At 43.6% G+C, this 13982-nt stretch carries 8 protein-coding genes; 2 read left to right on the plus strand and 6 right to left on the minus strand.

The features are described 5' to 3' along the window. Window positions 1–74: 74 nt before the first annotated feature. A complete protein-coding gene (locus tag BUC01_RS25375; RefSeq protein ID WP_175560859.1) occupies window positions 75–287 on the plus strand; it encodes a hypothetical protein in 213 nt (70 codons plus the stop codon). A gap of 68 nt (window positions 288–355) precedes the next feature. On the opposite strand, the gene BUC01_RS03480 is transcribed toward BUC01_RS25375, so the two are convergent. The 6 genes from BUC01_RS03480 to BUC01_RS03520 all read right to left on the minus strand — a co-directional run bounded on the left by BUC01_RS03480 (window position 356) and on the right by BUC01_RS03520 (window position 9895). After that, a complete protein-coding gene (locus BUC01_RS03480; RefSeq protein WP_004319910.1) occupies window positions 356–742 on the minus strand; it encodes a single-stranded DNA-binding protein in 387 nt (128 codons plus the stop codon). A 907-nt stretch (window positions 743–1649) separates the two neighbouring features. Continuing rightward, window positions 1650–1832 carry a hypothetical protein gene (locus BUC01_RS03495; protein WP_025830716.1) on the minus strand — a complete coding sequence of 61 codons (183 nt, stop codon included), beginning with the start codon at window positions 1830–1832 and terminating at the stop codon, window positions 1650–1652. Window positions 1833–1847: 15 nt separating this feature from the next. Further along, entirely contained in the window at window positions 1848–2432 is a 585-nt protein-coding gene (locus BUC01_RS03500; protein ID WP_025830715.1) for a hypothetical protein, read from the minus strand. A gap of 934 nt (window positions 2433–3366) precedes the next feature. Further along, a complete protein-coding gene (locus BUC01_RS03510) occupies window positions 3367–5940 on the minus strand; it encodes a ligand-binding sensor domain-containing protein (RefSeq protein ID WP_083595429.1) in 2574 nt (857 codons plus the stop codon). Window positions 5941–6016: 76 nt separating this feature from the next. Further along, window positions 6017–8497, minus strand: coding sequence for an alpha-L-arabinofuranosidase C-terminal domain-containing protein (locus BUC01_RS03515; protein WP_073312736.1), 2481 nt, complete (start codon window positions 8495–8497; stop codon window positions 6017–6019). A gap of 12 nt (window positions 8498–8509) precedes the next feature. Beyond that, on the minus strand, window positions 8510–9895 hold the full coding sequence (locus BUC01_RS03520) for a glycosyl hydrolase family 28 protein (protein WP_073312737.1): 1386 nt from the start codon (window positions 9893–9895) through the stop codon (window positions 8510–8512). A 164-nt stretch (window positions 9896–10059) separates the two neighbouring features. On the opposite strand from BUC01_RS03520, the gene BUC01_RS03525 reads away from it, so the two are divergent. Next, window positions 10060–13860 carry a hypothetical protein gene (locus BUC01_RS03525; protein ID WP_073312738.1) on the plus strand — a complete coding sequence of 1267 codons (3801 nt, stop codon included), beginning with the start codon at window positions 10060–10062 and terminating at the stop codon, window positions 13858–13860. Window positions 13861–13982: the final 122 nt, after the last annotated feature.

Raw genomic sequence — 13982 nt, forward strand, 5'->3', positions numbered from 1 at the left:
AACATCAAAGCGAGTGGATTGCCAGCAAAGGACACAATTCTTAGAAGCCCTGGCTTCGACAGCTTGTGGCATAGATGGCAGTCCTCTTGCGTTCAGACCTTGGCATACTGTCTTTCTTGGCTAATAGCAACCTTGTTGCCATCAGCCAGGAATGTCTGTATGTCAACCATCTTGGTGACGCTTCGCAAATGGAGAGGGACGAAGTGGTTAGAATAAGGGAAGACGGCATTGCCGATATAGCCAATAACAGAAAACGGTTGTTATCTGAGAAGAGAAAAACGCTATAACAGCCAGAATGTTGTCCCTGAGCAAAACAAAAGCGACCCGAAGGTCGCCTTGTTATGGAGAGGAAAGGCTATTTCTTGCCTTTCTTGGTTGCTGGCTTGGCCGGCTCTTCCGCAGGAGTCTCCTCCTTGTCGGGACACTCGTAGAACTTGGTTGCAACCATGATGATTCTGGAGTGCTTCACGCCATCCTTGTCTGTCCATTCCTCTGGCTTGAAGAAACCCTCGACGGTGAGCAATGTGCCTTTTGTGAGCTTGTCGAATGATTCGGTGTGCTCGTTCTTGCGCCATGCCTCCATATTCATGAAAGCCGATACGCGGTTGGTTTCCTCGCCGTTCTTCTCCTGACGGCCTACTGCCAATGAGAAGCGTGCTACGCTGGCGTTTGCGAACTGACGGATTTCTGCATCCTTACCTACGAAACCTGATACTGTGAAGTTGTTCTCGATCTTTTTCATTTTGAATTGAATTTAAAAGTGAAACTTAATTTTTACATGCATTCAAAAGCAGGGATGTGGCATCATGTGGGAAGCACCATGAAAATCGTTCGCAATACTCTTTTTGTCGTTGGCGGTAAGGGAGAAAAAGGAAGATTACGCACTATTTTATTGGTCACAGCGACAGCGGCCACACAAGAAGGAGGAAGTCCTTCGCAGCATCACGCTACCTTTGCATGGTAAAAATAAGTGGCTTTCAAATAGCTCAATTCAGAAAAAGACGGGGCAAAACAATGGAACAAAGGTTGTAAGCAAGGAGGCAATCCGTATGCAACTGACGGAGCAGCGAGAGGAGAGACCCAAGCTTGCTTGGGCTATCCCGAGTCGTGACGGAAGAAGGCGAAGCCAACTGACAGGGGCACTGCTATGGCGGTTTGCCTGAAGAAACGAAGCTGGAAATCCGACCTTACAGCTGTATCTACAGAAGATGGAGGAGCATGAACGTTGATGCACTACGAACGACAAGCCAAAGGGTCAGCTTACCAACAGAGGCAACAAGCCAAAGGAGGACAGACATCAGAGGATTGCCGATAGCATTGTCATCATGACAAGACCAAGTTCTGTGTCCGACAAGGAAGAGTCGCCAAAGACAGACGAGTAAAACCAAGAGGCGAAATGACCATTCCTCTAACAAGGTGACGGGTCGCTTAAAATGGCGAAGGGACTTTTGCGGCGTGTCGCTATACAGGTGTCGAAGCATCGCTTCTATAACAGGACTGGAGCAAGTGAGCAAACCGAACAACTTGCTCCCAAGGTGTTTCAGTTACAACAGCCATAACCTCATTTGAGGATTGTCCTAAAAGAGTTTTTTGCAGTCAAAGGAAGAAAGAGTCTGCAAGCCACATAGCCAACAGACTCTTTCTCTTGATTATTCACAGATGACAACGTCATCCTTGTACTCTGTCACCTCCTTGCCGTTGATGAGCTGGACAATGACCTCACAACCCAAGTCCTCGACAATCGTTCCCTCTGTCTGACCTCTTCGGGGATAAAGCAAGGTGCAGAAACACCCTACAACGCCGTCCAACTGCTCCATGTCTATCGCTGCCATATCCGTTCCTCCTTGTTAGCCGAATGTTATTGGATTGATGCAGAAGTTCGTGTCCTCTGCCTCATACTCGTATTCATTGATGAAGTCAATCATCTTCTGTTCGCTTCTTCCGTCCTGTGAGATACCTGTCTTCTCACACCACAACTTGATAGCATCGCCAAAGGTGGAGTAAGCACCCTCACAATCCTCAAAGAGTTCTCCGTATGCAGTGACGTAACACTCTTCGGGGAAGAAATCGTTTTCATCGTGCGTATAGAAGATGTCGCAACCAGGCTCAACCTCTCGCCAACTGATTGAAAGTTCGTCGCCAAGTGCCTTGTTCACCTCCTCAAAGAACAAGTCGCAGGAAGACCAAGCACTTTCGGTGTCAAAGGACAAGAGAGCATAATCGTCTTCCACGTTCTCCTCATACTCTGCCCAATAGATGTGTCCTCTCACCGAGATACCTTTCTTCTCGTAGTCAATGCCATAGTGTTCTTCCAAGAGATACAGATACACATTCTTACTGTTCACCTCCAACTCTTGGAGTGTGTTCCAAAGGTCAGCCACGGCTTTGCGTGAGCCTGTCACCTTGTACTGAGTGTCGCAAATGTTAGCCATAAGATAAAATTTTTATTTTCTTCCCTTATGTAGAACCAACTACCATCGGGATTGATTAAAGAATTATGTTGCCACAAAAGGTGTTATGGCTCATCAATGCAAGGTTTTGCCGTCAAATACTACCTCTGACATGATCAGAGCGTGGAGATTTCACGGACAAACCACAGGCACCGACCTTGCAGGATGAACGCCATGACAGGTACCTTTGCAACACAATTCTTGTCAAAGCCCGATGGGGTGGTACATGGCAGACAGCATGGTACAGCAGTGTGACTGAACGTTACAGGTGGAGATAAGGCTATAAGAGGTTTTTGCAGTCAAAGGAGAAAAGAGTCCACGAAGTGCAGTATCGACAGGGCAAAAACACTTTAGTTTACCTTGGTTAGCTTTTATATATATGCTAACCTAAAGTAAACTGTATATAGGTAGGCAGAAACAACGTCTGCTTACCATATCGAAAAAGAGGTGAAACAAGAGGTCGAAAAACACTTTAGTTTACCTTGGTTAGCTCTTATATATATGCTAACCTAAAGTAAACTGTATATATGTCCGTCTAAAACTCGAAAACCGCATGAGTCGCTTACGTCAGTAACAGAAGCAAAGAAGCAAAGAACCGTAGAAGAGGAGCAGGAAGTCTTTCTTCCTTTGACTGCAAAAAATCTTCGCACCAGTGATAAGGCTATCGCCAATTTCACACTTGGATTTCGACAACCAGATTGATCATAGGGAAAAGAAACACCGAGTCAAGTAGTCCGCAAGAAACATATCAAGCCCACAAAACGAATAATCGTTTTTTCATCCAAACACAAAAATGAAGGTATCTGACAGGAAAGAAAGCAAGGGAAACAGGTAAAGGAACAAAATCGTGGTTCTTGCCACTTTTGTTTCTGTTTTGTTTCTCAAAAGTTTATGATTAGATATAATTATATGAATATCAGATATTTATAAAATATGTAGTTAGACTTGCGAAGTTCACGTTCATATGATTGTTAAGTAACTGGGAGAGTTCAGTCTCTGTACACTCTAATTTTGTAGCAACCTCACCTATACCCAATTTCGCATTGAGATATGGTTTATCAAGCTCCATATATGAGAGCAGATTATCGAGTATTCCACTGATTTTTGTTTCAGGTAATGCCACTTTTCTAGTTTTACCTTGTTCCTGGGCAGCAGTTAAAATCAGGCGTTCATTGTTCATTCGTTTCTTGAGTTTCCATATCCGATAGCAGAAATAAACGATCAGGCAACTGATTATAATAACTACTAACAGTACACTTGCTATCACCCAATATGACTTTCTGACCTGAATATCTATTGACTCTACTTGATCTCCACTATTCAAATCGCGCAATTTAAAGGTATAATGTCCGCCGGGCAGATCTTTATAAATTACTTCGTTGATGCCAGTTTGCTTCACCCAGTCAGCGTCGTAACCTTCTAATTTATACTCATAAAAGTTAGCATAGGGCAGGGCGTAGTCCATATTAGAGAATTTGAAGCGGATACTATTTTCAGAAGAGGGAAGGAGAATACCGTTTGACATATCCAGATACGGAAAATCATATTCTACATCTGAAATGGAATAAGAAGTAATAATGGGCTTCCCCATATAAGGATGTCCCGTATCAATGTTTTTTTCTGAAGTACAAATCAAACCACCTTCATTGGGCCACCAGATAACACTATCATTAGATACGAAAACATCATTATTAAAATCCATATCGCTTAATCCGTCTTGTCGTTGATACGTATAATGCCTTTTTTCGACAGGGTCATATCGGACAATTTCCTTCCGGGCAGCAATCCAATAAACTCCCTGACTGTCTTCCTGAATACTTACTACCTGATTGTCCGGTAATATGTCATTGACTGTAAAATGTTCAGTGACAGTTAGATCTGTCCCTATTTTATATAATCCGGCGTCCGTACAAACCCATATATCTTTCCGGGAGTCTTCCATGATGTATTTGATTTCACTTTTAATGGGAATTCCGAAACAGTCATTCCGCATTTTTCCTGTAGAAATATCCAGTAAAAGTAAACCGAATTTGGTGCCTATCCATAGCCGTCCCATGGAGTCAAAACATAAATAGAATATGGCATTGGTAGGCAAAATGGAATTCATGGTATCATATCTTTTTAAAATATGCCCGTCGGGAGTACTTTGATAAAGTCCGTTTTGGGACGCAAACCATAAATTACCTTTTGCATCTTGAGTGAAATGGAAGATGCAGCCATAAAGAAAGAGTTCTTCCTGTGACAAATCTTTCAAGGAAAGACTTTTTTCATCGAAGATGTGTATGCCTCCTCCATACGTAGCGACCAACACTTTATCGGATATCCGGTTTATATATAAAATAATGTCTGAGCGTAAGTTGGACGTACGGTTCTCGATTGTATATTGTCTGACTTTTCCTGTTTTCTCTTGAACGTAGAAAAGTCCTGTCCTTGTGCCGATTAGCTTATCACTATTAGGAAACATATAGAAACTTCGCACTCGGTAATCCGTAGAGTAAAAGTCACTTTTGTTGTAAAAGGAAAATTTAGCACCGATACGCGGTGTATAACTAACTCCGCCAAACTGGGTACCTACCCAGCAGATACCATTATCATACAGAAATGAAGTAATAGTGTTTGAACTGATAGAATTTTTTGCTTTCTCTTTGTGCGAAACGACCTTAATACTTCCATCTTCCAGAGACATTATTTTTAGTCCCTGTCCGTTGGTTCCTACAAATAATTTATTATCCTGCCAATCTATAGTCATTATCAGATTATGTTCGAAGCCGTCTACTTTAGAGAATTTTTTCTCGGACATATCGAACCGGAATATTCCTTTATTAAAACTACCTAAATAGATATGGTTACCGATCCGTGTCAGGCAAATGAAGAAATTACTGTTTGATATGTTTTCCGGCATTCGGTAGATGACGGGTTTCATCGTGCGGATGTCAATCCGTCCCAATCCGTCGGCTGTGGAGAACCAATAGATATTTTTGTCTTCACGAATAATAGAGGTGATGTGATTACAAGAGGAGAGCCCTGTCTCCAGAAGTATCTGGCGGGGAGTATGGTTACTTATTAAATATAGTCCGGCTTCCGTGCCTGCCAGAAATTGGTTTTCGGAAATCTTTTGGATTGTTTTGACAATGGTGGCTGGAAGTTCCAGCTTTACTGTCGTATTCGCTTTTCGGCTAAAATATTTCAGACTGGAAACTGTACCGATCAACAAAGTATCACTGTCCAATTCTTCTATAGACCATATATCATCCTCCGACAACGCCGGATATGTTTTGATTTCACATCCGTCAAAACGGCAAAGCCCCTGTCTGGTTCCCAGCCAGATAAAACCAGACGAGTCTTTCTTTATGGCTCCGACCGTATTGCTTGGGAGTCCTTCAGAAGTGGTAATACTATAATAGTTGATAGCCGAAGAAGCATGTATGCTTTCGGCTATCAATATGGTAAAGAACAAAAATACTATAAGTTGAAGAATACTGTTTTTCATAAATAGGCAACTTCATTTTCTTGCTTGAGAGACAAAGATAATGAAAAAATGGTTACTTGTTATGGTATTTCCCAGTTTATGTTTTTGCCTTTATCCGCAATACCGTGTAAGAAAACGGTGGAAAATCATAGTCAAACGCCTTTCCGAAACCATTATAAGAATTTTCCTGCGGATAAATCTTCTTCGGTTCGTCATAGGAATTTTCTTCCGTACCACTGGTAGCCGTTAATGAAATGACTTTGCCTTCTTTGGCTATATTTTGGGCACCTTCTACATGGATGGCGGTAGAATAAACGGATGCAGCTGCATTCACTACCTTGATGACCAGTTCACCATTCGTTTCGTCATAGCCGGAATGAATAAATTGTAGCGGCATTGTCTGTACTGTGTATGTCAGAAGAGATTTTCCGTCCATATAGAGCTCGCTCTTGGTGGGAGATACCACAATCTTCACGTCATACCATTTGTCTTTCTCTATCAACATTCCTGAGTGTTCGACCAGAACCCCACGCTCTTTATCGTCTTCCAGGCGTAATAATTCAGCACGGTCATTACTGCTCCACATGCCGATGTTGTAGCGATATCCTGTTTTTCCGTCAGCACTCATGCCTAGAAAGATTTGAAATCCTTGTTCACCTCCTGTTTTGCGGACTTTACATTCCAAGGTATAATCTCCTTCATATATCTCCTCCAGCAAATGTTGTTTTTCTTTCCGGAGAGTGAAATTGTCCATATCAGGCTTGGTAGGTACGCCATTCTGTGTAATTTTAATATTCTTGAACTCTACCGATGCCGAATTGGCTCCGAACCCGATATAGCCTTTGTCAAATAAATCCGGATCTACGGCATGCATATTGATATTGCTTTTCACGTTATAGGTCGGGCGATTCTCCGCTGCCATTTTCTGTACATAGTATGAACTGCGTCCCACCACCTGGTCTGTGTCAATCCAAATGAGGTTGGTAGCCCAACTGCGGTCATGGCGGTTCTCAAATAAAGGAGCGTACGAAGCCATTGTCACCAGATCCCCGTTGCGTTCCATGCCATTGATGAAAGCAGCCTCTGATAATGCTGCCAGCATATTGCCTGCACCTACACTGCGGTTGCAAGCATACTCGCCTACATAAACCTGATATTTACCCCGTTCATATGTATCAAACAAAGTCGTATTGCGGAAAAAGAAATATGGGTCTACATACCAGTGCGGATCTATCATGTCGGTTTTTGTAATCGCAGCAGGTCCTTCACGTTGCGGCATCTCATTGTAGATGAGTACCAGTTGCGGATATTTTTCTTTGATAGACTTGTAGAAAATATCGAAACGACGGTCGTATTCCGGTCCCCAGTTTTCATTACCTATTTCCACGTACTGCAAAGGGAAGGGGGCAGGATGCCCATCTGCTGCCCGTCGTGCACCCCATTCGGTTGTTTCGTCGCCCAACGCATATTCTATGGCATCCATACAATCGTCTATGTAGAATGCAATTTCATTTTCCGGACAGGCATCACCCATCCGGAACTGGCATCCTAAACCAACATTGCATACATACATTGCTTTCGCACCGATATCCTCACAAAACTGTAACATTTCATAATAACCAAAGCCATAGGAACAGCGATAACCCCATGTGCTGTATTCACCCGGGCGGGAGGCAGGATCGCCCAAAGTCTTTTTCCACTCAAAGCGGTTGTCAAGCGTAATGCCTTCTACGACACAGCCTCCCGGCCAGCGGAAAAAGGCAGGTTTCAATCCTACCAACATTTCTGCTACATCCCGTCTCAATCCGTTGGGACGATTGTTGAAAGTATTTTCCGGGAAAAGTGATACATAATCCACCCATATTATGCCGGGAGCATCAAATTCCAGTACAAGTTTGGCTTTGGCATCATTGCCGGCTGAAGTCAGCGTCTTCTTTATATCGTTCCATCGCCCGTCAGGGATTACTTCCAATATTTCCGAAGAAAGTATCTTTCCATCGGCAGAAACTAACTTAGCTGTTACTTTGCCTTTATAATCCGTTGAAGTGCGGATAATGGTCCGCAAGAAGTATTTTTCTCTTTCCACGATGTTCATTCCCCAGTAACCTTCATTTTGCAACCATATTGGTTGGGAGGCATCCGTAATAGTTACTTTCAAGTTATTGGGTGCTGATGGAAACTTTGGATTTTCCTTGGTTACTTTCATTTGCGCTGCCAGCGAATCTTTGCCTTGCAGAGTCCATGCCGGAACTTCATCCGTATTCCAGCGGTAGGAGCGGGCACGCACTTCACCCGTCAGGTGGTACTTCACTTGTTTGGGCAACAACTTATTTCCTTCCGCACGAAAACCGGCAGGCATTTCTTTCTCCTCGAAGCTACGGTTCTGTACCAGTTCGGCATATAAACCTCCGTCTCCGGCGTGATTAATTTCTTCAAAAAATACTCCATACATGGAGGATGCAATATCAGCTCCCCGTTCTTGTAGGTTGATTATAATCTCTTCTTTGGATTGTTGGGGCAAACTACAGGACATGACTAATAATCCTGACACAAACAAATTTGTAATTTTACGTATCATAGTTTTACTTATTTACTTTATTTTTATGTTTTTAATAAATTCATTTGTGGTGAATTCTTTCAAGTCTTTCATCTTTTTTCCGTTTATGACGATATTTTCAAATGTCACGTTCTTTATCATACGCTCTTTATCCAGTCCTTGAATCACCGAAGGATTTTCGCCGATTCCATAATAAGTTATATTGCGGAAAGTTACATTCTCTATTCCATGTCCCGGTTGTTTATCATACTTTGAATTAAAACGTACTTTGACATAGAAAAGACGCCCTTCCTGGATGTTTTCTACCCGGATATCCTCAAACAGGATGTTGCGTACCAGGTTTTTATCTCCGCAATCCACAGTCATGCATCCCTGATAGATCGGGTCATCTTCATCATGTTCCAATATGTCGATATTGCGGAATGTTATTTTTTCAACAATTTCTCCTGTTGCAGAATCCGGATCGCCATGACCGCCAATGTTGATAGGGTGGGCTACATCCGCCCATAGTATTGAATTTTGTACAGTGATATTGCTCGTACCGCCCCACCAGTTCCATCGATGCGCATACAAGGCGATGCAATCATCACTATTCCGCATGAAGACATTATCGATTAATACATCATGGCAGCACATCATGTCAATGCCGTCACTCCAGCCCTTGCAACTGAATGATTTCAGGTTTTTGATGGTAATTCCTGTTGAACCACCGCCGAATACTGTATAATGATCAGGGTTCACTACGGTAATTCCATCTATCAGTACATTTTTAGAGTCGGTTATCTCTATACCCCGTATCGGATGATCTAAGATACCTCGTCCGATGATCCGAACATTTTCTGCTTTATCTACCAGAAGTTTTGCTTTTACTACTGCTCCTGGTGCCAGATATACGGTTGTATTACCGGAAATACGGATTTGATTATTAGGTAAGTCTTTGGGGCGGTGTATTCCCGGACCGAAGTACATAATGCCTTTTTCTTCTTTATCATATTTTTCTGTTTCCAAAGGATTGGCAAAGAGATGCAGATTATGCAGTCGGTCACCATTAAATTCGATGGAGAGATATTGAGGTTGCCGTAAAGTGAAGAGAATGGTGTTTTGTATTTGCTTGTATTCAATGCCTTTATTCGAAGGGCGGATTGCTACGTCATGCACTGTGCCATTATTCTTTTTCACCATGATTTCTACAGGACTGCCCATATCAAACTGTACCATGGAAGCATCCTGTACATTGTCCATGTCCACTTGCACTTTGTATTCGAACAAGTCTTTCCATTCCCCACCGGGGATACGCACACGTACCGTGTAGTCGTCATTATGGGGCATACCCGGATTTAAACTTTCAGGATATGTCACTAACTGTGCCTGCGTGGGCAAGCAGAAAAGAATGGAAAGAAGTATTGATATATACCTCATGATATCATTTTTTTTAAGTTTATACGTAAATACGAATTAAGATAAGATATTACTCAATATAATTTCGTTTGTTTTTTCGGTGGAAAATGTATCTTTGGTAACAATTGGAATGAGTGACCAATCGGTTTTATTCGTAATATGTTGAAATAATCAATAGATACTTCATGATGAAAAAGACATTATTAACGTTGGTGTGTAGCTTTATTACTTTATGTGTATCCGCCCAAAATACCTTTCAGTTGAAGACATCGGGTACAGGTCCGCAATTATTGGTGGTTCAATATTCTGGTGATGATAAACCCGAAAAAGGGAAGAAGTTCTTATTCAATATTTCCGTAAACGGTACTCTTCTTTATACGGAAGGATTAAACCGAAACCGCCATGGACTGTTTGAGGTAGTATATCCCATCCCTGATTCTGCCTTGCAAGACAAGTCTTCCGCACTTGTTCGTTTTGAAGCATATGACGAAACGGCGTCTGTGGGCAAGATTTATGATGTTTCCATAGTCCGTCAAAAGTTGGAAACCGGAATCTTTACCGACAGGCAGAACTGGCAAGGATTGGCTAAGGATTGGACGTGTCCTTCTGATGGTACTTTTATTTATACGGAACCGGATGGGCCTCGCCACCCTTATGTCAATCAGTCCGTCATCGACTTGCTGTCTTATTATGCTTTGGAAGTCAATCTGAAACTGATCGGTGTGGATAATATTCCTGTGGAAGTTTTTGCTTCCGCTAAAAACCTGAAAGCAGGAACGGACTTAAATAAGGAAAATATATACAATACCCGGCATGCCCAGTTCACTTTGCATGGGCAGAAGAACGGAGAATGCAGGCTACTTATTCCTTTTTCTGTTTTTGACTCTCCCCAAGCATCACAGAGCACCATCCGGCGTATAAAGTCTATTGCTTTCCGCTTGTCCGGAGAAGGTGGAGGCAGGGTTAAAGTAATTTCCACCCGGTTGTTGGAAGGAAATTCTGTGAAAACAACAGCCGACTGTTATTCAAGACCCGGTGAACCCGGCGATACGATTGTTTATCCGGTGACTGTCACCAATTGCGAACCGAACTCGCAATCTGTCAACTTTTCCATTCAGAAATATGGTTGGGAAGCTTTTCCTGCAACCGTTGAGCCGGTACAGTTGGAATTAGCTCCCGGTGAAACCCGTAAAGTGAATGTACGCGTGATAGTTCCACCGGGTATTCCTGCCGGAGGGAGGGAAAAACAAACTTTACAGATTCTTCCTTCAGCCAATCCTGCCGCAGTCCGGACATTGACGTTCACCACTCTGCGTAGTATGCCGCATCCGTTTACTATCCATACGGTGGAAGGATGGGATGAAGTGCGCAGGAAAGCAGGGAATTATGATTGGGCGAAAGAGCGTAAGGAGCGATATGTTCAGGATGCGGAACGTTGGACGGTTCCTTCTCGTCCTCCATATGTGGCTAATGGTGATGGTATTCCTTTTCTCTGTTCCACTAATCATGAACATGGTTTGATGAATAATGCTATAGCCTGGCAGTTGACCCGCAGGCTGGAATATGCCCGGAAAGTAAAAGAATTTTTATTGATGATAAGTGATTATCAAACCGGTTTCCCTCTGACCCGTAAAGCGTCTCATCAAGCCTCCGTGCAAGAAGGAGGATTTTTTCAGCATCTGGCACAGGCTTATGACTTAATTTTGGATGCTGGCATATTGAGTGAAGCAGAACGTGAACAAATTGACTATACTTTCAGACTGTATGTAGAGCAGGAACTCCGGTATAAATCAACCGGAGGAGCCAATTGGGCGGTGGCGCAACTAACCGGTGCTTTTTTCTCTGCTCTTGTACTGCAAGACTTTGACAAAGTGGACGAAGCTCTTTATGCACCTTCGTGTCTGATGGATAAATTCCGTACCTACACTATGCCCGATGGTTGGTGGTATGAATGTACCGTCAGCTACAACCTGTGGGTAGCAAGTGAATATATGCAGATAGGACTGGCTTTAAATCCTTTCGGTTATTCATTACTCACAGAGAAATTTCCGGTAGATTATAATTTGACACCAGAATATGATAAAGTAGGCATTAATGAACGTAGGGACAGCCGTAATCTGCATCACGGTCATAGTTTCCGTATCCGCGGCCCTATTCATCAGCCATACGTCACCATTAAGATGATGTCCGATGCCTTGCTTCCCTTCCTTGATTACCGCGGTTGGGTATTCGGCATCAACGATGCTACGGAACGTGAAGTGGGCGGAGACAGCTTCGAAATGGCCTATTACGCTTTTCGTGATCCGCGCTATGCAGCATTCATACGTATGACGCCTAAAAGAAACGATTTGATTTACGGCGTACCGGAACTGCCGGATGCAGAACCTGCCGAAGTGCGTGGCGCTTATGCCGACAATGCCGGAGCATTGATGTTGCGTTCCACTCAAAAGGATGCCCGCGAGAAGATTCAGGCTGTATTGAAGTATGGAACCCACGGAGGTTATCACGGGCATTTCGACCGGACCGGATTACTGTCATTGATGCGCTACGGACGTAGCTTCTACAATCCTGAAATGATATGGTACAGCTATGCCCCCTACATGTACAACTTCTATGTGCAAACCAGCCTTTCAAAGAATATGGTTACCGTCGACTTGAAACAGCAGGAAGCTGACGACAGCGAACGCACCTTGTTCCATACGGGCGATTTGTTTCAGGCAGGTTGTGTAGAAGGCACTGCCGCATGGAGTTATCCGGCATACGGCGGACTCCGCCACAGTATGAAAGGGCCGAGAGATTTTAAAGAAAAGACGGAATGGGAAGCCCGTTATTTCCCTATCCCCGATAAACATCCGGATTTTGGTGTGCTGACCGGATTTACCGAACCGATTTTCCAGCGCCGGTTAATGGTGGTTACTGATGATTATGTTGTTCTTGCCGACTATGACAAGAGTACGGAGGGTAAGCAGCATCGTTTTGACCTGCTGTTTCAGGTGAAGGGCTTGCTGGGACTCTCTGCGGATAGTAAAGAGCATACCTCTCATACGGCACAGCTCGGTACCGACCCTTTAAGTGCCGCCCCTTTGGTGACGGATGTCAACCACTATTCCGTAACAGGAACCCTGAAAGCCAGCTTCCTGACGAAGTTCGGTCCGGATGCCGATAATCGTGGAACGCGCATATCCGGTGAACCGGGAAATCTTTATATGGACATTTACAATGCTTGGCCCAATACCCAACGCGCAGCTTTCACCGGGCGTGCTCCCGAAGAGCATGGCACACAACGTCTATTGCAATATGCCGTCCGGGGAGATGGAAAGACGCTTGCCGAAGGTAAATTCGGCGCCTGGATTCTGGGCGAGGGCAGAGTGGATGTGGATGTTACCGGAGTGAAAAAACTCACTCTGTCTTCTGCCACTCCCAATAAGAATAGAGCCGGAACTTTGTTCTGGGGCGAAGCCGTACTGGAAACCAAAGACGGAAAAACTATCCGCCTTGCCGACCTCCCGTCCATTAAAAACAATGTGCAGGATAACCCGTTCGGCTTGACAAAGGACTATGCTGACGGACGTATCAATATCAGTGGAGAGAATTATGCATGGGGATTACCCGCCGAACCGGTGAATGCAGGTGCTGAAACTCCTGCGGAATATACTTTTGATTTGAGCAACCTTCAAGCAACACGCCTGAAAACTGTTATCGGTGGAGATTATCCATTGGGGGATGAGGCTGAACGGCGCATCACTTTCGGTGTCCGTACAGACGCCTCGCAAGCCCGTTTCCTGACAGTGATAGAACCTTATGAAAAGGAAAGTCTGGTTCAGTCCGTTACAGCTTCTTCAGCCGATGAACTTATTGTAAAGTTGAAAGACGGTCGTGAGCATCGCTTGTATTTTTCCGGAATGGAAGGTGAAGGAAATACACTTGGAGTGAAAATACAGGAATGGAAAGAAGGGAAATTGGTGCGCGAAGAAATTACGAAGTAGTAAAGTAAATAAATCTGGATTTATGAAGTGAATTGTGCAAAAAGTGATGCTGCACTGTTTGTTTTGTTTTCTTGGAAAAGTGGCATAAAAAATATCTCTTTACCTTGGATAAGTGGCGTAAT

This window comes from Bacteroides stercorirosoris (genome assembly GCF_900142015.1).
Lineage (GTDB): Bacteria > Bacteroidota > Bacteroidia > Bacteroidales > Bacteroidaceae > Bacteroides > Bacteroides stercorirosoris.